The organism is Amycolatopsis lurida (assembly GCF_900105055.1).
Taxonomy (GTDB): Bacteria; Actinomycetota; Actinomycetes; order Mycobacteriales; family Pseudonocardiaceae; genus Amycolatopsis; species Amycolatopsis lurida.
Genome location: NZ_FNTA01000004.1, coordinates 676117 through 699725, shown reverse-complemented (window position 1 = coordinate 699725; position 23609 = coordinate 676117). Strand labels below are relative to the sequence as shown.

Below are 23609 nucleotides of genomic sequence, written 5' to 3'. Positions count from 1 at the left end.
ATGCCGGGAACCGTGGTCACCTTCTACTCCTACAAGGGCGGTGTCGGGCGGAGCTTCACCCTGGCCAACATCGCCGTGCTCCTGGCACGCTGGGGAAATCGGGTGTTGTGCCTGGACTGGGACCTCGAAGCGCCCGGTCTGGACACCTACTTCCGGCCGATGATGAGCGCGCCCCCGTCGGGTGGCGTCGTGGACCTGATCGACGACTTCCGCGAGGGCAGGCTCCGTCCCGGCGCGCATACGACGCGGCTGACCGGGAAGGTGAGACTCGACGTCATCACCGCCGGCCGGGCGGACGACGCCTACGTCCGGCGAGTGCAGGATCTCGACTGGGAAGCCTTGTACGAACAGGGTTTCGGCGACTACCTCGAACTGTGCCGGGAACAGTGGACGGCCGCCTACGACTACGTCCTCATCGACAGCCGCACCGGGATCTCCGATATCGGCGGCATCTGCACCGCCCATCTTCCCGACCGGCTCGTCGTCCTCTTCACGGCGAACGTGCAGAGCATGAAGGGCGCGGTCGAGATCGCCGACCGGGCCAACGCCGCCCGCGACCGCATGCCCTACGACCGGCCTCAGCTGACCGTCCTCCCGGTGCTGTCCAGATTCGACGCCCGCGAGGAATACGCCCGCTCGGAGGAGTGGCGCCGCATCTGTCTCGAAGAGACCAAGGACCTGTTCCGCAGCTGGCTCGACCGCGATGTCTCTCCCGACGTGATGTCCCGGCATCTGACGTTGCCGTATGTCTCCTTCTGGACCTTCGGCGAGCAACTCCCGGTGATGACGGAGCTCAGCCCGACCGCCGACCAGATCAGTTTCGCGCTGGAAACGGTCGCCGCGGTCGTCGCGCACGACTTCGACCGGACGGATCTGCTCGCGGAGAACCGGGACGCCTATGTCGCCGGGGTCCGCGCGGAAAAGCGCACCTTCGCCCACGACGTCCGGGTCAGCACGACCAGGCCGACCATGCGGCTCGCCGAGGAACTCATGAAGTACCTGGTGGAGCTCGGTATCCGGCCGGTTCTGTCGTTTTCCGGCGAACGGTCGATGCTCGAAAAGACCGAGGACGACGCGAAACATCTGTGCCTGATCGTCGACCGGGAGGTGAGCCGGTGGCAGTCGGCCGAGGTCGAACTGTTCCTGCACCGGACGCTCGGCCAGGATCGCCGCGTCGTCCCGGTGCTCACCGAGGAGACCAAGCCGAACACCCTGCCGGGTTACGTCGGCAATCTGCGGCATCTCCAGTTCGGCCCGTCCCGCGGGCCGATGGAGATCGCCAGGAGCCTGGTGGACCAGCTCACGGGAACGACGGCACTCGTCGACCCGGGTGAGCTCGACGTCGCGGGCGTGCTCCGGCAGGCCTCGCACGCCCGGCTGCGCCCGCTGATGTGGGGACTGGTGGACGAGATCGTCGCCGAGCTGCAGATCGCGATCGGCGCGGGGGACCGGGAGCGGGTACAGGACCTCGCCCAGGAACTCATGTCGGTGACGCGGACCCGGACGACCGAAACGAATCCGGAACGCCGCGTGCTCGCGCCGTCCGACACCCGCATGGCGATCGAATGGGCCGTGCGGACCTCGGAGGCCAGGGTGACGCGCCAGGGATTCAGCGGATTCCTCGATCAATAGCAACCAGGTACGGAAGGATCACGGATGACGGATCGATTGGGACAGAAGCAGACCGCGGCGATGCTGGCGCTGATGGTGGTCGCCCGCGAGGTGTCGAACCCGGAGCTGCGTGAGATCGTCGGCTTCGCCCTCGACGGTGAGGAACGCCGTCAGCTCAACGGCCTCGACCTGGTGGCCAGCGAGAAGCGCGGGCGTCCCTACTTCCACGAGCTGACCGAGCGTGGCTGGGCCTGGTGCGAGGAGGAATTGAGCCAGGAAGAGGCGCCGAGGCCCCGGAGCAGCCTGGGCAGCGCCCTGTATGTCGTGCTCGGCGGGCTCGGCAGACACCTCCGGAGGGAGAAGCTCCGGCTCGCCGACCTCTTCATGCCCGACGTCGACCTGACGGCGGAGGAGATCGAGAGCCGGATCCGGATCGCCTATCGCAAACTCGCCCGTTCGCCCCGGGACTGGGTCGCGCTGGTGGAACTGCGGCCGATGCTCGGCGAAGCGTCCACTGTGGACGTAGACTCGGTGCTGAAGGAACTCAGCCGGTCGGGACAGGCGGACCTCGTGCCGGAATCGAATCGCAAGGCGCTCACCGCCGCCGACCACGCGGCGGCGGTCCGCGTCGGCGGTGAGGACAACCATCTGATCTCGATCGAGGCGCCGTGATGGACGAGCTGAGCGCGCTCGCGGCGCTGCGCTTCGACTGGGCCGACACACCCGATCACGTGTGGCGTGATTCGCCGTACCACGTCGACGGCCTGCACACCGGCGTCCTGACGGAGGTCAGCGCGGGGATCAAGGAGGCCGTCGCCAGCGACGGCCCGAGCCCGATCGGGCTGGTCCTCCAAGGGAAGAAAGGCGTGGGCAAGACCCACCTGCTCGGTCTGGTCCGCAAACAGGCCCATGGCGCCCGCGGTTACTTCTTCCTCAACGACCTCACGGCGGGCGACGCGTTCTGGGAGAACACCGCGGAGGCGATGCGCCGGGGCCTTTCGCGGCTCGACGGCTCCGGCGTACCGCAGCTCACCAGCTTTCTCCGTCGAGTCTGTCTCCGCGCGAGCATCGACGCGAACGTCACGAAGAAGATCCTGGACGGGCGTGGTCTGTCGAGGGGTGACGTGGACACGTTCGTCGAGGGCCTGCGCGCCTTCGATCGGGACGTCGCCAGGGAATGCGCCGACACGGCACGGGCTCTGGTGCTCTACGCGAGCGAGGATCCGAGCAAGAACTACGTCGGGGACGACTACCTCGGCGTGTTCCCGGAGTCGAAAGCCGGGGACCGCCGCAAATGGGGGATCCGCTCGGACCCCAAGTCCGCGAAGACCCAGGTCAGGAACATCACGCGGTTGCTCGCGCTCACCGGCCCGATCGTGATCGCCGTCGACCAGCTCGACACCCTGGTGGCTCGTTCCGCGGTGAGCTTCCAGAAAGTGCGGGACAGCGACGAACAGGACTTGCTCGTCGCGCAGATCGCGGACGGGCTGATGGGGTTGCGGGAGGCGACGAAACGGACCATGACGGTGCTCGCCTGCCTCCCCGGCACGTGGGAACTGCTCAAGGAGAAGGCCACCGACACCGTTCCGGATCGCTTCCGGGAAGCCCTGATCCTCGGCAGGGTGAGGGACGCCGAAGTCGGCAGGGCTTTGGTGGAGAAGCGACTCGGAGTCGCTTACGAGGCGATGAACTTCGTGCCGCCGCACCCCACCTGGCCGGTGTCGCCGTCCGCGTTCGACGGGGAGTGGGAGGAGATGTCCCCGCGAGACGTGCTGAAGCGGATCGGCGCGCATATCGACGCCTGCGTCCGGGCCGGCCGGATCACCGAGCTGACCACGTTCGACGAAGGCGGCGGGCGGTCGGCCACGCCGCCGCGTCCGGCGATGGCCGCCGATCGGTTCGTGGAACTGGACAAACGGTTCGAGGAGCTTCGATCGGAGGCCGACCCATCGGCTCTGCTGGATCCGAAGGTCGAGGACAAGGTGATGCCCCGCCTGCTGGCCGCGGCACTCCGGGGATGGATCACCGAGGTCGGCGACGACAACCTGGAATGGGTTTACGGGGCCAAGAGCGACCGGAACGAACTGCACGCCTGGCTCACCCGCACGGTGGACGAGGCCTCCGATCTGGAGGAGCACTGGGCGTTCCGCGCCATCGCGGCGCCGAATCCCGTCGCCGTGCTGCATCGGTTCCGCAAGGCGCGTTCGGCGGCCGGAGTGCGCAAGGGAGCCGAGAACCGGCACCTGGTCGTGATCCGCAATCTGGCTTGGTCGCGAGGGGTCAAGACCCAAGCGGAACTCAAGGCGTTCAAGAAGGACGGTGGCCGGGCACGCGAACTGTCCGATGCGGACATCCGCACGTTCTGGGCGCTGGACAAGATGTTCGCCGAGGGCAGCCGGGAACTCCACGAGTGGCTCGTCGACCGGCGCCCCGCCGGACGGTCGGAACTCCTGGCGGAAGTCCTGCCCGAGCCCCTTCCCCGAGCCGCCCCCGGATCCGGTGAGGCGCACGCCCCGGCCGTCGAGGGGGAGATCACCCTGGGCGCCGTGAGCGGCAGCGGGAAACCGGTCAGGATCGAACTGGCGGCCTTGCGCAAGCACGCCGCGGTGTTCGCGGGTTCGGGCTCCGGGAAGACGGTACTGCTGCGGCGGATCGTGGAGGAATGCGCGCTGCAGGGTGTTTCGGCGATCGTGCTGGATCCGAACAACGACCTCGCCCGGCTCGGGGACGCCTGGCCGGAGCCGCCCGAGGCGTGGGGAGCTGACGACGCCGAGCTCGCCAAGCGGTATCTGGCCGAGACCGACGTCGTCGTGTGGACGCCGGGACGGGCGGGAGGGCGGCCGCTCGCGTTCCAGCCGTTGCCCGATTTCGCCGGTGTCCTCGACGACGAGGACGAGTTCAACGCGGCCGTCGAGGTCGCGGTGGCGACGCTCGCTCCCCAGGTGAAGCTCACCGGCGGCACGGCGAAGACCACCGTCGGGCTCGCGGTGCTGCGGCAGGCCGTGGTGCACCACGCCCGTACCGGGTCACGGAGCCTGCCCGAACTCATCGAGGTGCTCGAAGACCTGCCCGACGGGGTGAGCACCTTGAACGACGGGCGGAAGCGGGCGGCCGAGCTGGCCGAACTGCTGAAGGCCTCCATGGTCAACGACCCCCTGTTGGCGGGCGGTGGCGAGCCCGTCGACCCGGCGCTCCTGCTCGCTCCCGGGGAAGGCAAGCGAGCGAGGGTTTCGGTCATCAGTTTCGTCGGGCTGCCTTCGGAGAAACAGCGGCAGAACTTCGTCAACCAGCTCCAGATGGAACTTTTCGCCTGGGCCAAACGGAATCCGGCGGGCGACCGGCCACTCGGCGCGCTCTTCGTCATGGACGAGGCGCAGATGCTCGCCGCGTCGGGGACGCTCACCGCGAGCACCCGCAGCACCATCGTGCTCGCCTCGCAGGCCCGGAAATACGGCTTGGGCCTGCTGTTCGCCACCCAGGCGCCCAAGGGACTGCACAACCAGGTCGTCGGCAACGCGATGACGCAGTTCTTCGGCAGGCTCAACAGTCCGGCCCAGATCGCCGCCGCCAACGAACTCGCCAGGGCCAAGGGCAGTCCCGTCGACGACATCTCGCGACTGGAACGCGCCCAGTTCTACGTGTCGGGGGAGGCGTTCGGCTTCCAGCGGGTGACCACCCCGCTGTGCCTCACCCACCATCCGGCCAGCCCGCTCAGCGTCGAGGAGGTGCTCGCCCGCGCCCGCCGTGAAGCCGAGTGAAACCACGGCCCGTACACCTCAGCAACTGTGCTCGCTGGAAAGGATTTCGCATCATGGCAGGAATCTTCATCACCGCCCGGGAAGGTGACGGTCTCGGCCGGAGTCTCGGTCACGTGTTCGGAAGGGACCGGGTCGTCCGGTCCGGCGGCTCCGCGTCCGTCCTGGTGGTGCCGATCGGCGCCGAGGGGCTGGACGACGGGGCCCAGGAGGAGATCGCCGAAGCACTGCGGCTCGGGAAGAAGATCGTCCCGGTCCTCGTCGACGACGCCGTCATGCCCGGGGAAAGCGAACTGCCGTCCGAAATCGCCGGCTTCGCCCGCCTGCGGTACCGGCGGCTCGGCGGACGCACGGCGGAACAGGACACCGCGGGGCTGGTCATCGAACTGATCCGGATCGCCCCGGAGCTGGGCATCGGTGTCGTGCAGGGCCTCGAAGACCTGGGGGAGTGGCTCGAATCCTGGCGGAACGAGACGCTTCCCGTGCTGCCCGAGGCCCTCCCGGTACTCGGCCGGGCCCGCGAAACGGACCGGCTCTGCGGTTGGCTGGACGCCGCACCGTCGGTCCTGCCCGTCTACGCCGTCAGCCGGACCGAGGCCGCGGCGTTCGTCGCGACCGCGGTGGCGGCCCAGCGGCCGGGTCTCCGCGCGGTCCGCGTGTCCAGTGAGCAGGGCTGGCGTCATTGCCGCGATCTGGAGGGACCTTTCGTCGCGGTGGTGGACGGCGTCGAGGTGGGGGAGGACACCGGTGGCGGGCATGTCGTCGTGGTGCGGAGAACGCCGGACCGGGACGGTGCCGATCTGTTGGAGCTGCCCGGGATTCCGCGTGACGAGGCGGCCGAGGAGTTCGCCGCGGCCGGAGTCCCGCCCGCCGACGCGACGGCCTACGCGGACATCGCACGGCTGAGTCTCGGCGCCCTGCGCCGGAAACTGGCCGTCGCCGACGACCTCCCGAAATGGGTGAACCCGCTGGAGCGCGATCTCGCCGCGCCGCTCCTGCTGATCGGCCGGTGGTCGGCGGGATCGAGGCACGATCTGGACGAGATCGCCGCGATCGCCGGACGCGAGATCGACGAGCTCACGCGCTTCTTCGCCAGGTCCGAGGCAGGCGACGACCCCCTGCTCGCCCGGTCGGGTGACACCGTGCGGCTGGCGGATCCGCACGATGCCTGGGCGCTCCTCCACGGCAGGCTCGGCGCGCAGGATCTGCGGCGCTGGCACGAGGAAGCCGTCAAGGTGCTCACGGAACGGGAACCTGGGCGGAAGTGGTCGGTGGAACTGCGCCACGGGCTGGCGCGGAGCGCGGCGCTCCTGGCCTCCGAAGGGGACACGACGCTGTCGGGCGGGGTCGCGTGCGCCGACCATGCCACCCGTTTCGTCCGCGAAGTGCTCGGTCAAGCCAACGACGACGCGGACGGCGTGCTCTGGCGGTCGCTCGCCGACGTGCTGCCCTTGCTCGCGGAAGCCGCTCCTCACGAGTTCCTCGGGGCCGTCGATCACGCGCTGACCAGCGACCCGTCACCGCTGAGCGGTACCTCCGACGGGTTGATCGCGGCGCTGGAAACGGTCAGCCGGTCCGACGACGCGTTGCCGATGGTCGTCTCGCTGCTGGCCGAGCTGACGCGGCCCGGCCGGGAGACGGGTGACCAGCCGCTCGAATCCCTGATCACCCTGGTGCAGCCGTGGTACCCGTATCTCGACCTGCCCGCCGGTCAGCGGACGGAGCTGGTCAAGGCGATCGGCCGCCGGTCGCCGGAAGCGGGCTGGCGGCTGGCCCTCGCCCTCCTGCGCGGTCCGCGCGGACACCTGCTCGCCACTCCGAAGCGGCCCCAGGTCCGTCTCGAATGGACGGTCCCGGCGCCGCCGGTCGCCGTCGTCGACGGGCCGGAATTCGAAGACGAGCTGGTCGCCTCGGCGCTGTCGGCCCTCGCGGAACGGCCTCACCGGTGGTGCGAGTTCTTCGAACGGCTGCCCGAGCTGAACACCGCGCAGTGGGATCGCGTCGTGGAGGCCTTCACGAGGCTGGACGCCGAACGGCTCTCGGCGGACGAACGTCTCCGCCTGTGGGGTCTGCTCACCGGAGTGATCGCCGAGCATCGTCATCACGACGGCGCGAGCTGGACGCTGCCGGAGGAATTGCTGCAGTGGCTGGAATCCTGCGCCGAGATGGTCGAGCCCGCGGTCAACCCGGGGCGGCACGGCCTGTTGTTCGGCCGGGCTCCGTACCTGGACGGCGGCGACTCCCTCGACCCGGACGCGCGTGACGCCGAGATCGGGCGTCTTCGCCGGGACGCGGTCGGGGGTGTCCTGCGCGAACACGGTGCCGCCGGGCTGAGCGCCCTCGCCGCCGAAAGCGCTCTGCCCAGGCTGGTCGGAGTGGTCGCGGCCCAGGTCGCCGGGGACGACCTCCAGGAAGACGCGCTCGCGGAACTCGGGCGCGAGGACTGGGCGGCAGGCTGGGCGGGCGAGATGGCGCGGTCACAGGGCGACGAGTGGCGGCATGGGGTCGCGACGCAGCTCAAGGAGCAGGACAGGCTGGTCGACTACCTCCTCGCCGTTCCGGTGGACCACGCGCCGTCGCTCTTCGAAGCCGCCGACGACGCGGTCCTCGAGGGCTACTGGACGCACGTCGGCCCGTGGCCGCTCCCCGAAGGACGGGAATCGTTCTTCGTCACCCAACTCGCGCGGCGCCGGCCGTGGGCCGCGGTCAAGGCACTCGCACTGGCCGTGCGCGCGGCCGAACCGCCGTCCTTGCCCCTTGCTCTGGTCGAGGACGTGCTGCTCCAGGCGTCCGCCGACGGCGTCGAGGCACCCGACCGCAAGGCCGTCGCGAACGTGGGGCCGCTGCTGGACCACCTGGCCGAGGCAGGCGCTTCGGACGTCGCGGTCGCGCGGCTGGAACTGCGGTTCCACGCGGCGCTCAAACACCACCGGAAACCGCGGAGCCTCCAGCGGATCCTCGCCGAGGACCCCGGCGCGTTCGTCGATCTCTGCACCCGGATCCAGCCCGTTGACGACGGCGCCCCGAGTGTGGAACTGGTCGACGCGTGGCTGACGATCTTCGAGACGCGCACCATGCCGGGCGCCACCGAGTCCGGTCTCGACGGTGCCGCGCTCAAGGCCTGGGTTTCGCGCGCCCGCGCGGAGTTCGCCGAACGCGGCCGGGCCGAGTTCGGCGACCGGGCGATCGGCACCCTGCTGGCGAGCGGTTCCCCCGTTCCCGACGGCGGATGGCCGCCGGAGCCGGTCCGGGACGTCCTGGACGTCGCCGACGGCGGATATCTCCGGGAAGGCTTCGCCACCGGTCTGACCGTCCAGGACGGCGACTCGGGGGAGCTCGCGCAGCGGCATCGCGGCTGGGCCCGGCGGATCAACGTCGGCTGGCCGCGGGTCGCCGCGCTCCTGCGTGAGCACGCCGACGACCTGGCACGACGCGGCTGACGTCGAAACGGCGCTCCGGGTGGACCGGCTCCTCCGCCCGGAGCGCCTCGTAGGCTGACCAGGTGACCGGGACGACGACGGCCGAGGTGCTGGCCGAACTGGCGGCGCTCGAAGATCCGCGCGCGCGGCAGGTGAACGAGAAACACGGCGACGACCACGGCGTGAACCTCGGCAAGCTTCGTGCGATCGCGAAGCGGCTGAAAACCCAGCAGGACCTCGCCCGCGAGCTGTGGGAAACGGACGACACGGCGGCGAAACTGCTCGCGCTCCTGATCTGCCGTCCGAAGGCGTTCGACCGCGACGAGCTGGACCGCATGGTGCGCGAGGCGCGGACCCCGAAGGTGCACGACTGGCTCGTGAACTACGTGGTCAAGAAGAACCCGCACGCCGAAGAGCTGCGCCTGGCGTGGTCCGCCGATCCGGATCCCGTGGTCGCGAGCGCCGGCTGGGCACTGACCACCGAACGCGTGGCGAAGAAGCCCGAGGGCCTCGACCTCACCCGGCTGCTCGACGTCATCGAAGCGGAGCTGAAGACCGCGCCGGACCGCCTGCAGTGGGCGATGAACCACTGCCTGGCGCAGATCGGGATCGACCACGCGGAGCACCGTGCCCGGGCGATCGACATCGGGGAGCGCCTCGAAGTGCTCAAGGACTATCCGACCCCGCCGAACTGCACGTCGCCGTTCGCGCCCGCCTGGATCGCCGAGATGGTGCGACGGCAGGCGTGACTGAGCGTCCGATCTGGGCGCTCAAGGCGAATGCGCGTGGGGTCGTGAGTGGTAAGGAGCGTTAGAACGACACTTGCCACTCACGACCCCCCGCGCCAGGTCGCGCAGGCGTGTGGTGCGTCCAGGTGCCAAGCCTCAGCCGAGCGCGTCCGCCTTGATGGCCTCGAACTGGGCCCCCATCCGTGCCGCGAGCGCCTCGGCCGCCCGCAACGGCCGGACCATCACCTTGAAGTCGGTGATCTTGCCGTCGGTGTCGAAGGTCAGGAGGTCGCAGCCGTTGATCTCCAGCCCGTCGACGGTCGCTTCGAACTCGTACACGTGGTGTGCCCCGTCGTGGATCTCGCGGACGTAGCGGAAGTCCTCGAACACGCGCAGTACGCCGCGCAGGATCGCCGCGGTGATCGCCTTCCCCTGGTAGGGCTTGAACGCCACCGGGCTGGTGAAGACCACGTCGTCGGCGAGCAACGCCTCGATCGCGGCGGCGTCCTTCGCTTCGACCGCTTCACGGAACGTGGGCATGGACGATCTCCTCATAGTCAACTTGTTGAGTAGATGCGCCGAGCGTAGGTGATCACCGCGTCAGTGTCCACCAAAGTGTCTAGTCAACTTTGCGACTAATCCGCGCGGCACTATCATCGCGCCATGGCGCTGCGGAACGCGATCCTCGCGACGCTCCTGGACGGTGAGTCCTCGGGCTACGACCTGGCGAAGAGCTTCAACGCGTCGGTCGCCAACTTCTGGACCGCGACACCGCAGCAGCTCTACCGCGAACTGGACAAAATGGAGTCGCAAGGCCTGGTGGCGGCGCGAGTCGTCGAACAGCGGCGGCGTCCCACCAAGCGGCTCTTCTCGCTGACCGACGCGGGTGCGGCCGAACTCGCCGAATTCACCACCCGGGCGCCGAAGCCGACCGCGATCCGTGACGAGCTGCTGGTCCAGGTCCAAGCCATCGAGGCAGGCGACGACAAGGAGGTCCGGTGCGCGGTCGCGGACAAGATGGCCATAGCCGAGACGAAACTCAAGCGGTTCGAGCGCCTTCGTGAGCGTCTGCTCGGCGAGTCCGCCGAAGCGGATTTCCTCGCCACAGCGCCCCGCGTCGGGCCGTATCTGACCCTCGCTCGCGGGATCGCGTTCGAACAGGAGAATATTCGTTGGTGCGAGATGGTTCTCGCGGTACTCGATCGGCGCGCCGGAGAGGAACGGCATGGTTGAGCGGAAAACAGGTCCGAGGTTTCGTCAGGTGGTGCTGGACGGCACCGACGTCCGCACCTTGGCGGAGTTCTACCGGCGGCTGCTGGTCTGGGATTACCGGCCAGGGGACGAAGCGCCCCCGCCCGGCACCGAGGACAAGGACTGGCTGGTCCTGCGGAACCCGGACGGTGGGGCGCAACTCGCGTTCCAGCAGGTCGACCGGCTGGAAGAAGCGAGCTGGCCGGACGCCGAGCCGGTGCCCCAGCAACTGCACCTGGACCTGACCGTGGACTCGGTCGAGGAGCTCGACGTGCAGCACGCCCGCGTCCTCGAACTCGGTGGGCGGCTCCGGCTCGACCGCAGCGACGACCTGGAAGAACCCTTGCGCGTCTACGCGGATCCGGCGGGGCATCCGTTCTGCGTCTTCGTCGCCTGAACGCGCTCAGGCGCGGCACAGTAGATCGGGTAGCTTCCGGTCATGACCACCGCGCTGATCATCGGTGACCTCCAGCGAGGTATCACGGGTAATTACCCGTTCACCGGAACAGTTCTGCCGCCGATCAAGAGCCTGCTGCCGCGTGCGCGTGCGGCCGGCGCGCTCGTCGTGTTCGTCCACTTCGCTCTCCGCGGCAACGGGGCCGATCTGCCGCCCGGGAACGCGCTGTTCGAGTCGTTCCACGGCGCGGGGGACACCTTCCACGAGGGTTCGGCCGGGACGGAGATCGACCTGCCGGTCGCCGAGGAGGACGTGGTCGTGCTGAAGCGCCGTGCCGGCGCCTTCGCCGGCACCGATCTCGACCTGGTGCTCCGCGCCAGGGGCGTCGACACGGTCGCGATCGCCGGAGTCGCGACCAGCGCCATGGTGGCCGCGACGGCCTACGACGCGGCGGACCGCGGTTATCACGTGACCGTGCTGCGCGACGGTTGTGCCGACGGTGATCCGGAGATGCACGGCTTCTTCGTCGACAAGGTGTTCCCGAGCCGGGGCTTCGAGGTCGTGCCGTGCGCGGAGTGGCTCGTCGGCGGCGCATAAATCGCGGGACCGGATCGCCCGGATGTGGCACCGTGGTCGCCGACCTGATCAAGGGGGCGGAGATGGAGACGAGTCGACTCGGGCGTACCGCTGTCGAGGTGACGCGGCTGGGGTTCGGCGGCGGGCCGCTCGGCGGATTGTTCGCGCCACTGGACGACGAGACCGCGGCGGGGGCGCTGGCCGCGGCCTGGGACGGCGGGATCCGGTACTACGACACGTCACCGCATTACGGGATCGGGCATTCCGAACGCCGCATCGGCGAGTTCCTGCGCTCGCGGCCGCGTGCTTCCTTCGTCCTCTCGACGAAGGTCGGCCGCCTGCTGGTTCCGCAGGATCCGGCCGGGCGAAGGGATCCGGCGGGCTTCCACGTCCCCGCGACGCACCGCCGGGTACGCGACTTCACACGAGACGGGATCCGGCGCAGCGTCGAGGATTCCCTCGAGCGGATGGGCCTCGACCGGATCGACGTGCTGTACCTGCACGACGCCGAGGAGTTCTTCGGCGACGCGCTGCGCGACGGCTACCCGGCTCTCGCGGAGCTGCGGTCGGAAGGGATCGTCGGCGCGATCGGCGCCGGAATGTACGACACGGACATGCTGACCACTTTGGTCGAGGAGACCGATGTCGACGTGATCATGCAGTCCGGCCGCCACACGCTGCTCGATCACAGCGCGCTCGACACCTTCCTGCCCGCGTGCGAGAAGCGCGGTGTCTCGGTGATCGCGGCATCGATCTTCAACTCCGGATTGCTCGCCGTGCCGAGGCCTGTCGCGGGAGCGCACTTCGACTACGAGACCGCCACACCGGACGTCGTGGAGCGGGCGAACCGGATCGCAGACGTGTGCGAGGCACACGGCGTGACGCTTCCCCAAGCGGCCATGGCCTTCCCGCTCCAGCACCCGGCCGTCGCCGGTATCGCGGTCGGGATGCGGTCCGCGGAAGAGGCACGACGCAACGTGGAGTCCTTCGCCGCGGAGGTGCCCGCGCAGGTCTGGGCCGATCTGCGCGCCGCGGGTTTGATCGGTTCGACAGCGACTAGGGTGGTCTGATGGTGTCGGTGAAACAGGTCCAGGTCACGTTCGACTGCGCGAAACCCGAGCGGCTCGCCCGTTTCTGGTGCGAAGTGCTGGGATACGTCGTGCCGTCGCCGCCGGAGGGGTTCGCCACCTGGGACGACTACACCCGCACGCTGCCGGTCGAGGAGCAGGACGCCAACTTCGTCTGCAGTGACCCCACCGGTGTGGGCCCGCGGCTGTACTTCCAGCGTGTCCCCGAAGGCAAGGTCGTCAAGAACCGCGTGCATCTCTGCGTGCGGGCGGGCACCGGGCTCGTCGGTGACGAACGTCTCGCCGCCCTTCAGGCCGAACGCACCCGCCTGGAGGCGCTCGGCGCGGTCTGCGAGCGGGTCATGCTCGCCGACGAGGAGAACGAGTCGTGCATCGTGATGCAGGACATCGAGGGCAACGAGTTCTGTCTCGACTGAGGCCGTGTTCAGCGGGCGTCGCGGATGCTGAACGTCGTGATGCAGAATCCGCCGTCCTCGGTGCGATCCGCGATCACGGTACCCCTGGCGGACCGTCCTTTGACGACTCCGGCGACGTCGGCCAGGACGAACTTGGCCGTCCCGCCGGTCTTCGTTATCTGAACGCGTGAACCCAGCGGGAGAAGAGAATCGATCTTGTCGTCCATGAACCTCTTCTGTGCCTCGCAAGCGAGCGCGATCGCCGACGGCCTGTCCCCCGGCGGCGATCTCGGAGAGGAAGTCCGCGACCACCTGAACACCTTTCTCCGGCGGCGGAACCGGGCGCCTGGTGATGGTGATCCGCGGGCGGCTCGGACGGCTGACCCTGGTGCTGGTCGGGCTTTCCGTGGTGCTCGTGGGTGAAAAGGTGGTGGTCGTCGGGCTGTTCAGCGGGGCGGGCAGCGAGATTCCGGGCCCTTTGCGGAGCAGGAAACCGGGCGCGGCGAAGCCGGTGATACAGAAGGCGACCAGCACGATCACCGCGACCAGGATCCCGATGGCCACACCGGGCTTGACGGTCGACGACTGGGTGTTCTGCTGGTCGGGCAGGCTTGGACAGGTCATCGGATTCACCTTTCGTGCGGATCTGGATCGGCGATCCGACGAGGTGTTTCCGAGGTGGGTTCCGACCCTTTCGGGGATCTTACGGTTGTCGCGGAACGTGTTCCGCGACAAGGAAAAGCATGCTGTGGCGGGTTCGCGTGACACGCGAACCCGCCGTGGATCTCAGCAGGGTTGCAGCAGCCAGCAGAGCCGGTACTTCGCCTGATAGGTCGTGGACGTACCCGGCGCGATGATGTTCTGCGTCCGCGCGCCGCCGTGCGCCCACCCGGTGTAGGCGTACTTCAGGTTGAGTGGTGGCAGATTCTGCGGGCTGTCCGCGCTGATCGAGTTGGTGGAGCCCGCGATCACCGTCCGGGAGAACGGCGTGCGCTGCTGCGTGCCGCCGACGGTGAGCATCGCCTGACTGGGACTGGACGTGAAGTTCAGCGACACCGTCTTCGGCTGGAGGTCGACCGTCTTGCTGCCGGTCCGGCCGGTCGAGTCGGTCGCGGTGAGGGTCAGTTGCAGGTACGACGGGTAGTCGTGGTCCGGTGCGACGAACGAGCCCGCCGCGACGCCGGGGAAGTCCTGGACGTTGTGCGTATGGCAGGTGCCATTGGTCGCGCAGTGCCGGATCGCGAGCCGCCACGAGAGCGCCGACGCCGGGAGCTGTCCGTCCTGGGCGTCGACGGCGCGGCCGGAGAAGGACACGTTCTGGCCGACGGACCAGGTCAACGTTCCTGCCGGGCTGTCGATGACCGGCACCGGGTCGAGGCCCTCCGGGTTACCGACGGTCACCCGCACGGTCGTGGTCGCGCTCGCGCCTTGGGAGTCCGTCACCCGCAATCCGGCATCGACCGCGGCTGCCGCGGCGTAGGTCCAGGTAGGGGCGGAGGCCGATGAGTCGTCATACGCGCCGTCCGCGTCGAGGTCCCAGGCGTACGACAGGGTGTCCCCGGCGTCCGGGTCGGTGGACGACGTGCCGTCGAATTGCACGGTCAGCGGCGCGGGCCCGCTCGTCGGATTCGCCGTCGCCACCGCGGAAGGCGGCCGATTGGTGCCGCCGGGATGGCTCACGCGACGGAGTTCGCCGCTGCCCAGCGCGACGTAGAACAGGTCGCCGCCCGGGCCGGTGAGCACCTGCACCGGGACGTTGGCGCCGGTCACGAACGGTACGAGACGGCTCGGGCTCGGCTGGCCGCCGACGGCCTGCATGGCCCAGATACACCCACGGGACGAGTCGGAGAAGAACAACGCGCCGGAGTACTCGGCGGGATAGTTGCTTCCGGATTCGAACGCGATGCCGCTGATCGACGAGCCGCCGGTGGGGCAGGGGTCGCTCGCCACCACCTTGGCACGGTGGTTGTAGGCGTAGTACGGGGCGGCGTGCCCGCCGGAGGAGTACAGGGACTCGCAGCGGTCGAGGTTCGCTCCGTCGTAGCCTGCCTGCCTGGCATTGCCTTCGAAACAGGGCCAGCCGAAGTTCTCCGCCACGCCGTCACCGACGTCGGCGACGCGGTTGATCTCCTCCCAGGTGTCCCAGCCGACGTCGCCGGCCCAGAGCTCGCTGGTCCCCGGCCGGAAACCGAACCGGAACTGGTTTCGCGCGCCGTAGGCGATCACGCGACGGGCGTTGGCGTCGGCGCTGTTCGCGAAGGGGTTGCCGGGGACGCCTTCGCCGGTGTCCGGGTCGATGCGCAGCACCGTTCCGTTGAGCAGGACCGGCTGCCCGGCGGGGCGCCGCGGCGACTGTGAACGCAGCGCGCCGCCCTCGGCGGTCGGCGGCGCGAGGTTCGTGCCGGCGGGCGAGGGCGGGTCGGCGCATGGGTTCCCGGCCTGGCCGTAGTCGGCGAAGGTGAAGCTGGCGCCGTCACCGCCGCCCGCGTACAGGGCTCCGTCCGGTCCGAAGGCGAGCGCACCCACCGAGTGGCTGGGGTACTGCTGGCACCACCCCGTGACCAGGGGCTTTTCGCTGACGGCCGTGCCGGCCGAACCCATCGTCAGCTGGGAGACCCGGCCGGTCACGACGCATCCCTTGTCCGTGGCGCCGGGCGGGGTCGGGCAGGTGTCACCCCACCGCGGCGCGGTTCCGCCGGGCTCCGCGTCGAGGGTGTACGAGACGTAGACGTACGGCCTGGCGGGAAAGGCGGGGTCGACGGCGAGCCCGAGCAGGCCGCGATCCCAGAAGTCCTGTGTCTGGGTGCGGAGGTCGGCGAACACCGTCGCCGTCGGGTCGGCGAGCGAGTCGAAGGCCTTGACCAGGCCGCTCTTTTCGGCGACGAACACGCGCCCGTCCGGCGCGAACGCGGTGGCGGTCGGCGAGCTGAGCCCGCCGATCGCCACCGTGTCGGTGAAGCCGGCGGGCACCGCCGCTTCGGCGGGTGCGACGGTGACGAGACCGACCGCGAGCGCGCCGACCAGTGGGCCGACCACGCCCACCGCCAGCGCGCGCCGTGATCTTCGGGGGAACGGGAAATGACGGGAACTCAGCACACGAACTCCTCCGCGCAGGGACCGGCCGGAAAAGACGGCTCTCCGGTATGCCGTGAGAAGGCCGAAAGTTGTTACGCGTATGCGAGAAACGAGACGGTCACGGCAGGGCGGCGTCCTCCGTTCGGCATTACTTGCCTCAGGTCGTTCCGCGCTCAGCCCGTGGCGGTGGGAAGACCGGTCAGGCGGGCGAGCGCGTCGAATCCGTCTTCGGTGCCGGGCCAGTGCGCGCGGACGGCGTCGAGCCCGGCGCGGCGGACGACACCACGCAGGACGACGGTGACGATGATGGCGTCGTCGGCATAGCCCAGAACAGGGATGAAATCGGGGACGAGATCGAGAGGCAGGGCGAGGTAGGCCAGCAGCAGCGTGAGCCTGATCCGGACGCCCCGCGGCAGCGTCTTGTCCGCGGCCAGGCGGCGGATCAGCCGCAGCACGTCGGGCAGCAGCCGCAGCGCCTCGCGGAGCAGTCCGCCACGCGGCCGGGCGAGGACGAGCGCCGCGACGAGCGCGAGCCAGGCCACGAGCAGCGCGCCGGCGAGGCCGAGCAGCAGATCCCACCAGAACGACCCGGTCATCGCGGCCTGGGTGCGGGGGCTTCGGCATGCAGCGCGGCTTCCTCGAAGGCGGCGAGTTCGACCGCGGCCTGCTCGACGGCGTCGCGGGCCTCCTGACCGCCCGGAGCGGCGAAATAGTCGCGTGCGGTGATCTTGCCCAGCCAGCCGCGGAACTGGTTCAAGTCGGCTTCGGATTCTTCGACTTCCGCGTAGGTGGCGTTGCCACGGGCCTGTTCGTCCGCGAGTTCCCGCCGCAGTTCGGGAAGCCGCTCGAGGACTTCGGCGTACTCGGCGTCGCGGGCCTCGTTCAGTTCGGCGATCACCGACTGTTCCTCGGCCGGGTCGGTGAACGCCATCGGCAGCACGCGCGCCGTCCCGCCTTGATGGCGGACCCGGTCGACGAGACGGCGAACCTCCCGCGCCACCTCCGCTCGCGCGGGAAGCAGGCACACCGATTGCTGCAGGTAGAGCGCGCCGAGGGAACGGAGTTTGCGCCAAACCTGGACTCTCAGCGAGTCCGGGGCGCCGGCGGTGGACACGCTGATCACCAGCCAGCCCTCTCTGCGTGATTCATCTGTCACATCATCATGTTACGTCCGTAACACCACGCTGGTCCAGCCGTAACGGGCTCGTTCGGAGGGCACCTGCGCGTAGCTCGCGCGGGGGACAGGAGGTCAGCCGTAGGCGCGCAGGAAGCTGCCTCCGCTGGCGCAACCGCCACTTCGCCTTGACGCGGCACTGGCATGGCGTGGATCGAGCTTCACGGATGACAGTGATGGTCTTGGTGCTCAGCTCGCCGCCGGACCTGTGGGCATGCCGAGGGGCCCGTCGCCGGTGTGGCTGGCGGGCTCCTCGGGGTTCAGACGTGATGCAGGGTGTTGCGGCGGGGATGTCGGAGCGGGTCTCGGTATTGGGGTGGGATGAATTCCGGTAGCCCGTCGGGGGCCATGCGGACTTCCCAGTCACCGTGGTGGATCAACCGGTGATGAAATCCGCAGAGCAGCACCAGATTCCGGAGATCCGTCGGTCCGCCGTCTGCCCAGTGATGGATGTGGTGAGCGTGGCAATTCTTGGGTTTCCGGTGACAGCCGGGGAAGGCGCAGCCGCCGTCGCGGATGTTCAGTGCCCGGCGTTGGCCTGGGGTGACGAAGCGTCTGAGTCGCCCCACGTCGAGGGGTTCAGCCGCGGCGCTCAGCACGACCGGCAGCATCAGGCAGTCGCAGGCGACGAGCCGGGCTTCCCTCGCGGTCATCGTCCCGACGAAATCCAGGCACGCGGTCCCGAGACCGGACTTCAACTCCTCAAGTCCAATGGTGACGTTCACCAACGTCCGGTAGCCGCTGGTACCGGGCTGGTCGGGGCAGGCGATCGCCAGGTCGAGGAGGTCGACCCAGGCGTCGCCCATGCGCTCGCATTTCATCCGCAGGTCCGCTTGGCCGAATTCGTCGACGGGTCGTGGCTGGGCGTAGGCCTCGAGTGCGGCGGCGGTGCGGGCACCGGTCTCGTCATCCAGGAGGCCGGTGAGTTTCCAGAACCCGTCCTTGCGGCGCTCCAGGGTGATCTCCCGGCGCGGCTCAGCAGGTTCCGGGTCTTTGGGCTCGTTCCCGTCCGGGTCCAGCAAGGCGAGGAGGTTCGCTTCAGCGTCCGCCAACTGGCGAGGACCAGCGTCCCGGGCAAGGGTGGCGAGAATCTTCTCCGCGTTCGCGCGGTCCTCGGCCGAGATCTCGGCCGGGAGTCTCTTCAGAATCTCCAGGATCTGATCGATCCGCTCGTCCCCGACCAACCCCTCGGCAGCGACGGCGGCAGTCGCGGGCAGCGCGGCCGGAACCTCAGTGCCGTCCAACGCGCGGCTGGGATTCAGGGCGATGGCCCGCTTCACCACCGCACCCGCCTCACCGACCGACAACCCCGCGACATCCGCGAACTATGCAGCCGTACGGCCATACCCGTACAAATCCTTCACGCCCCGAGACTCGACCTCCGCCAAATACCGCCCCAAACCCGCGGTGGCCATCCGAATCACCCGCAAAGAGTGCTGCACGCCATGAGCAAGCTCCAGCTTGCCAGCGCGCCACAACTCCTGCGGCAACTCGGGAAGGAAGGTCTCGGACACACCCCCAGAATACCGCGATTCATCGAACACGTGTTCGTAATTTTGGGTAACTTCTAATGGGCGCGTTTACCACTGACGGGTGATTTGAATGCAAATAATCAGGCGTCGTCCGATTATTCGCGTTCGGACAAGGTTGGTACGAGGCCGAATCGCCAGGATCCCGAAGCCCATCGAACAGAATCGCAGGACATGGGCTAGCGGCGCAGCTTCGGTGCCGCTGGGATCGAGTCACGGTCGACGGTGAAGACGGCGAGGAAGTAGTTCGCCGTAGCGCAGTTGACGTTCTCCCCGCCGGTGAGATTCACGTTCACCGTATCGCCTTCGATGGTCAGTTCCGCGCCGTCCTCGGCGCAACCGGGCTCGACGAAGGCGAAACCGCGCCGGTCGGCCGGCGGCGCGAACGACAGGGTGGCACGGACCTCGTCCAGGTTCGAGATCTTGGCGCTTTCCAGGGCTCGCTGGAGCTCCTGCGAGCCGGCTGTTCCCAGCTCCGCGGGTCCCAGACCCGCCAGTTCGGGGGCTGAGCCGAGTGTCGTGAAGTTCTCGAGCTCCACCTGCCCTTTGCTCGCACCGGCACCGCATCCCGTCACGGCCAGTAGGAGGCACACCACGATCCATCTCATGCGACGTGGACGTAGCGAGCCATTCCCTCGGTTGCGCCGTTCGGGTCTCGAAGCGATATCGGTCCGACCGTATGTCCGAAATGGACAGAACCGAGTGTGCCCTACGGCCGATGTCCGCGCCGGAACGGCTCGACGCCGACGACATGGCTGGAGCGGGTCGGCTCGACGAGGACCTTGACCCGGCGTTCTCCCGGGATCCGCCATTCGAAACGGTCGGTTCCGACGTACTTCTTCGCCAGCCGGTCCATGCACCGGTCCGCCTCGTCGCCTTCGACGAACTCGACGACCCGGCCGTGGATGACGACCCGGTCGTAGGGATTCTCGTTGTCCAGGCACGAGAACGATACCCGAGGCTCGCGGCGCAGGTTCTCCTCCTTCACCCGGCCGACGGCGGTGTTGAACACGATGTGATCGCCTTCGACGTCAATCCACATGGGGGACACCTGGGGGGAACCGTCCTGGTTCACCGTGGCCAGGTGCCAGAACCTCGGTGCCGCGATCCAGTCGCGGATCTGCTCGCTCAGCTCGGCCACGGGGCCCTCCAGTGAGTCGGGACGACGATTGTCGCACCTGGCGCCGCCCCTTGACATACATGAAAGTATTTTTCCAACCATACGACTTGTGCGTTGCCGGGGTTGTGGGAGACGGGACGACGACGATCCGGGCCGGCGCCTCTGGGGAGAGGAACTGTCCATGCGGCCAGCCCGCCGTATCTCTGTCGTACTCGCGCTCGGTGTCGCGGCGGGGATCGCCTTCGCGTCACCGACCCTCGCGGGTCCGTCCGGTGACGACTACTACCAGGACGCGCTGGGCAAGACCGGCCCCGAGCTCAAGGCGGCGTTGCACAAGATCATCAGTACCAGCACCAAATTGACGTACGAGCAGGTGTGGGACGGGATCAGGGCCACCGACGAGGATCCGGCCAACAAGGCGAACGTCGTCCTGCTCTACAGCGGCCGCTCGCAGGCGAAGACGGCCAACGGCGGGGGAGTCGACGACTGGAACCGGGAGCACGTCTGGGCCAAGTCGCACGGCGACTTGGGCACGGCGGTCGGCCCCGGTACCGACCTGCACCACCTGCGGGCGGAGGACGCGTCGGTCAACAGCACTCGCGGGAACAAGGACTTCGACGCCGGCGGTTCTCCGGTCGAGGAAGCACCCGGGAGCCTGACCGACGACGACTCGTTCGAGCCGCGCGACGCGGTCAAGGGCGACGTGGCCCGCATGATCCTGTACATGGGCGTCCGGTACGACGGTACCGACGGTTTTCCCGACCTCGAACCCAACGACGCCGTCGACAACGGGTCCAAACCCCACATCGGCCGGATCTCGGTCCTGCTGAGCTGGCACACCCAGGACCCGCCCGACGCCACCGAACAGCGCCGCAACCAGGTCATCCACGACCAGTTCCAGCACAACCGCAACCCGTTCATCGACCACCCGGAATGGGCGGCCTCGATCTACGGCTAGGCGATCTTCCGGACGAAGCAGACCCTGTCCTGGCCGGGCCCGTCGTAGTCGCCGTGCACGGGGAGCCCGTCGATCTCCCGATCCCCGGGTTCGAGGGTGAATCCCATGGCGCGATGAAAAGCGATGGATCCGGCGTTCCCCGGCGAGGTGATCGCACGGACTTCCGTGCGGCCCGCCTCCGCGGCGCGCTGGAAGAAGGTCGTGTACAGGCGGCGGGCCGTCCCCTGTCCGCGAAGTTCCGGGTCCACGCCCACGAAGTGGATGTACGCCTGGACGTCGTCGTCGGGGGAGTGGAAGCCGACGAGGAACGCCCTGATTCCGGTTCCGTCCTCGATGACCAGGCTCGTGCCGGAGAAGAACTGCAGGAACAGCTTGGGGAGCAGCAGGGAGAGTTCGCGGGCCTGGGCAGGGGTGCGCGAGTCGCCCCACCACGCCTGGACGCGGTCGACGATCGCGCGGTGGTCGGAGACGTGTGCTCGGCGCGGCTCGGACATGGGCGTTCTCCTCCCGGGCGATCTTGACGCCACACCGTTCTACCGTGTCGCCAGCCGATCGGCGAGGAAGGCGAGGATCTCGTCCCTGGCGCGCAGCGTGGGATGCCCGGCGGAGTCGACGAAGTGGGCGGTGACGACGCTGTGCGGCGTGCCGACCAGGTCGCGGAAGAACGGGGGCGGGTCGGTGTTCGCGGCGCTGTCCGGCAGGACCCGTCCGTCGAAGGCGCCGCCGAGGAGGGCCCGGTAGGCGGCGAACCGTTGACCGGTGCACCAGCGGTCGCCGTCGAAACGGTAGGCGAGCACCTTGAGGCCGTCGCGCACGATCCGGTCCCGGACCGCGATCGCGTCCTCTTCGGCGAGTTCGAGCGCGCCCGGGTCGTCCAGCGGGAGCGAGGGGTGGTTGACCACGGGGGCGATGACGGCGGGTTCGAGCGCCATGGTGAGGGCGAAGTTGCCGGTGAAGCACAGGCCGATCGCGCCGACCCCGGGCCCACCGCATTCGGCGTGGACGATGCGCGCGAGTCCCCGCAGCCATCGCGTGACGGGGCTGGTCCCCCCGCCGGCGAACGCCCGGAATTCGGCGCTGACACACGCGCGGCGGACCACTTCCTCCCCGTCCTCCGCGGTCGGATACGCGCCGTCGCGCCCGAAGAGCGAAGGGACGTAGACGGTGAAGCCGGCGTCTCGCACCCACCGTGCGAACCGAAGGACGTCAGGACTGATACCGGGCATCTCCGGCATCAGCACCACGCCGGGCCCGGATCCCGCGACGTGCACCGTCTTCGGCACGCCGTCCACCTCCACGAGCCGGTGTGAGAAGTCGGTGAGGGGATCGTCCCGGTGTCCGTGCATGGCGAAAGCCTCGCCCGGCGCGGCCTTCGCGGGGATAGGCCAGATCGCCGGATAGCGGGGTAATCTCGCCACATGCTGCGAGTGGGGGTCCTGGCCTACCCGGGCTGTTTCGCGTCCGAGGTGTTCGGTGTCCCCGATCTCCTCACTATGGCCACGCACGTCGCGGGCCCGGACCATGCCGGATACGAGGTTTCCGTCGTTTCCCCTCGTCGCCGGGTCGCGGCGTCGGGCGGTGTCGTGGTGACCGTCTCACCGCTGCGTGAAGTCGACGTCCTCGTCGTGCCGGGATTCGAGCTCACGCCGGGACAGGACATCGACGCGAGGATCGCGAACCTCGCACCTGAGATCGAAGCGATCCGGTCGCATGCCGCCGCGGGCGACGTCGTGGTCTCGCTCTGTGTCGGCGCGTTCCTGCTGGCCGCGGCCGGGCTGCTCGACCGTCGGCGCGCCACCACCTCATGGCTTTTCGCGGACGAACTGGCTCGGCGTTGCCCCGAAGCCGAAGTCCGGCCCGAGCGTCTCGTCGTCACCGACCGGGGTGTCACGACGACGGCGGCGTTCAGCGCCATGTACGACTTCGCCCTCGAACTGATCCGCGAACACAGCGGCGCCGACGTGGCACGGACGACGGCGCGGGTGGCGCTGGTCGACGACGCGCGGTCGTCACAGACGCCTTACGTCGACACGCGGCTCCTGCCGCGTCCGGGCAACGCGTTCTCCCGCCGGGTCATGCGATGGCTGGACCAGAACCTCGCCGTCCGCTACGACCTCACCGCCTTGGCCGGACGTTTCAACGTCAGCACCCGGACGTTGCTGCGGCGCTTCGCGGAGGAGGCCGGACAGACGCCCCTCGAATACCTGCATTCCTCACGCGTCCGGCGCGCCCGCCACCTCCTCGAAACGACGGACCGGACGGTCGCCGGAATCTGCGCCGCCGTCGGCTATCGGGACCCGGGGACGTTCGCCGCCCTCTTCGCGAAGCACACGGGAAGGCGACCCGGTGACTATCGGGCCGCCTTCCGGCGCGACTCCGGTACTCGGTGACACTTTCTCCTGGTAGTCAGTGCCACTGAAGGGCACGCTCGAGGGTTATGTGCTGAGATCGTCGGCGGCGAGGAGACCTACGTGGCCGGCCGTCATCCCGGCCCCTCCGCGAAATCCGTCGACGGGGCGAGCGCATTCTCCTG

At 68.9% G+C, this 23609-nt stretch carries 22 protein-coding genes and 1 pseudogene; 13 read left to right on the top strand and 10 right to left on the bottom strand.

The window, feature by feature from the left end; genetic code table 11:
- From BLW75_RS08350 to BLW75_RS08330, 5 genes are all read left to right on the top strand, one after another.
- Window positions 1-1632, top strand: coding sequence for a CATRA system-associated protein (locus BLW75_RS08350; protein WP_034323020.1), 1632 nt, complete (start codon window positions 1-3; stop codon window positions 1630-1632).
- 24 nt (window positions 1633-1656) lie between these two features.
- Window positions 1657-2283: a hypothetical protein gene (locus BLW75_RS08345; RefSeq protein ID WP_034323022.1), complete on the top strand. Its 627-nt coding sequence runs from the start codon at window positions 1657-1659 to the stop codon at window positions 2281-2283.
- Entirely contained in the window at window positions 2283-5369 is a 3087-nt protein-coding gene (locus tag BLW75_RS08340) for an ATP-binding protein (protein ID WP_034323025.1), read from the top strand. The genes BLW75_RS08345 and BLW75_RS08340 overlap by 1 nt, the downstream gene beginning before the upstream one ends.
- A 53-nt stretch (window positions 5370-5422) precedes the next feature.
- Entirely contained in the window at window positions 5423-8806 is a 3384-nt protein-coding gene (locus BLW75_RS08335) for a hypothetical protein (protein WP_034323028.1), read from the top strand.
- Between the two features lie 62 nt (window positions 8807-8868).
- The gene (locus BLW75_RS08330) at window positions 8869-9534 is read left to right on the top strand and encodes a DNA alkylation repair protein (RefSeq protein ID WP_034323030.1); all 666 of its coding nucleotides are present in this window, start codon (window positions 8869-8871) and stop codon (window positions 9532-9534) included.
- Window positions 9535-9669: 135 nt separating this feature from the next.
- On the opposite strand, the gene BLW75_RS08325 is transcribed toward BLW75_RS08330, so the two are convergent.
- Window positions 9670-10053, bottom strand: coding sequence for a nuclear transport factor 2 family protein (locus BLW75_RS08325; protein ID WP_034323032.1), 384 nt, complete (start codon window positions 10051-10053; stop codon window positions 9670-9672).
- 123 nt (window positions 10054-10176) lie between these two features.
- Here BLW75_RS08325 and BLW75_RS08320 point away from each other — a divergent pair, with 123 nt between their 5' ends.
- From BLW75_RS08320 to BLW75_RS08300, 5 genes are all read left to right on the top strand, one after another.
- Window positions 10177-10746, top strand: a complete 570-nt coding sequence (locus BLW75_RS08320; RefSeq protein ID WP_034323035.1) for a PadR family transcriptional regulator — start codon at window positions 10177-10179, stop codon at window positions 10744-10746.
- Window positions 10739-11161, top strand: a complete 423-nt coding sequence (locus BLW75_RS08315) for a VOC family protein (RefSeq protein ID WP_034323038.1) — start codon at window positions 10739-10741, stop codon at window positions 11159-11161. Before BLW75_RS08320 ends, BLW75_RS08315 begins: the two co-directional genes overlap by 8 nt.
- Before the next feature lie 42 nt (window positions 11162-11203).
- Entirely contained in the window at window positions 11204-11758 is a 555-nt protein-coding gene (locus tag BLW75_RS08310) for a cysteine hydrolase family protein (RefSeq protein ID WP_034323041.1), read from the top strand.
- Between the two features lie 62 nt (window positions 11759-11820).
- On the top strand, window positions 11821-12807 hold the full coding sequence (locus BLW75_RS08305; protein ID WP_034323073.1) for an aldo/keto reductase: 987 nt from the start codon (window positions 11821-11823) through the stop codon (window positions 12805-12807).
- The gene (locus BLW75_RS08300) at window positions 12807-13241 is read left to right on the top strand and encodes a VOC family protein (protein ID WP_034323043.1); all 435 of its coding nucleotides are present in this window, start codon (window positions 12807-12809) and stop codon (window positions 13239-13241) included. The genes BLW75_RS08305 and BLW75_RS08300 overlap by 1 nt, the downstream gene beginning before the upstream one ends.
- Window positions 13242-13249: 8 nt before the next feature.
- On the opposite strand, the gene BLW75_RS43455 is transcribed toward BLW75_RS08300, so the two are convergent.
- Window positions 13250-13447, bottom strand: a complete 198-nt coding sequence (locus BLW75_RS43455) for a hypothetical protein (RefSeq protein WP_241784083.1) — start codon at window positions 13445-13447, stop codon at window positions 13250-13252.
- 125 nt (window positions 13448-13572) lie between these two features.
- On the opposite strand from BLW75_RS43455, the gene BLW75_RS43450 reads away from it, so the two are divergent.
- Complete coding sequence (locus BLW75_RS43450; protein ID WP_244175782.1) at window positions 13573-14049, top strand: hypothetical protein; 477 nt, start codon at window positions 13573-13575, stop codon at window positions 14047-14049.
- Here the strand turns inward: BLW75_RS43450 and BLW75_RS08290 are convergent.
- The 6 genes and pseudogenes from BLW75_RS08290 to BLW75_RS08265 form a co-directional block, all read right to left on the bottom strand.
- Window positions 14007-16316, bottom strand: a complete 2310-nt coding sequence (locus tag BLW75_RS08290) for a PQQ-dependent sugar dehydrogenase (protein ID WP_244175781.1) — start codon at window positions 16314-16316, stop codon at window positions 14007-14009. The two genes, BLW75_RS43450 and BLW75_RS08290, sit on opposite strands and share 43 nt — an antisense overlap.
- Window positions 16317-16468: 152 nt before the next feature.
- Window positions 16469-16891: a YkvA family protein gene (locus BLW75_RS08285; RefSeq protein ID WP_034307420.1), complete on the bottom strand. Its 423-nt coding sequence runs from the start codon at window positions 16889-16891 to the stop codon at window positions 16469-16471.
- Window positions 16888-17451 carry a Chromate resistance protein ChrB gene (locus BLW75_RS08280; protein WP_034307417.1) on the bottom strand — a complete coding sequence of 188 codons (564 nt, stop codon included), beginning with the start codon at window positions 17449-17451 and terminating at the stop codon, window positions 16888-16890. The genes BLW75_RS08285 and BLW75_RS08280 overlap by 4 nt, the downstream gene beginning before the upstream one ends.
- 278 nt (window positions 17452-17729) lie before the next feature.
- A pseudogene (locus BLW75_RS08275) lies at window positions 17730-18983 on the bottom strand (HNH endonuclease signature motif containing protein).
- Between the two features lie 194 nt (window positions 18984-19177).
- Entirely contained in the window at window positions 19178-19537 is a 360-nt protein-coding gene (locus tag BLW75_RS08270; protein WP_241783355.1) for a hypothetical protein, read from the bottom strand.
- Window positions 19538-19707: 170 nt separating this feature from the next.
- Complete coding sequence (locus BLW75_RS08265; RefSeq protein WP_034307415.1) at window positions 19708-20139, bottom strand: PPOX class F420-dependent oxidoreductase; 432 nt, start codon at window positions 20137-20139, stop codon at window positions 19708-19710.
- 160 nt (window positions 20140-20299) lie between these two features.
- Between BLW75_RS08265 and BLW75_RS08260 the strand changes: the two genes are divergently transcribed.
- Window positions 20300-21076 carry an endonuclease I family protein gene (locus BLW75_RS08260; protein ID WP_034307412.1) on the top strand — a complete coding sequence of 259 codons (777 nt, stop codon included), beginning with the start codon at window positions 20300-20302 and terminating at the stop codon, window positions 21074-21076.
- Here BLW75_RS08260 and BLW75_RS08255 read toward each other — a convergent pair.
- Both BLW75_RS08255 and BLW75_RS08250 read right to left on the bottom strand, forming a co-directional pair.
- Window positions 21073-21570: a GNAT family N-acetyltransferase gene (locus tag BLW75_RS08255; RefSeq protein WP_034307410.1), complete on the bottom strand. Its 498-nt coding sequence runs from the start codon at window positions 21568-21570 to the stop codon at window positions 21073-21075. The genes BLW75_RS08260 and BLW75_RS08255 overlap by 4 nt on opposite strands.
- A 39-nt stretch (window positions 21571-21609) precedes the next feature.
- The gene (locus tag BLW75_RS08250; RefSeq protein ID WP_241783353.1) at window positions 21610-22494 is read right to left on the bottom strand and encodes a dienelactone hydrolase family protein; all 885 of its coding nucleotides are present in this window, start codon (window positions 22492-22494) and stop codon (window positions 21610-21612) included.
- On the opposite strand from BLW75_RS08250, the gene BLW75_RS08245 reads away from it, so the two are divergent.
- A complete protein-coding gene (locus BLW75_RS08245) occupies window positions 22495-23466 on the top strand; it encodes a GlxA family transcriptional regulator (protein ID WP_034307406.1) in 972 nt (323 codons plus the stop codon).
- The last annotated feature ends 143 nt before the right edge of the window (window positions 23467-23609 follow it).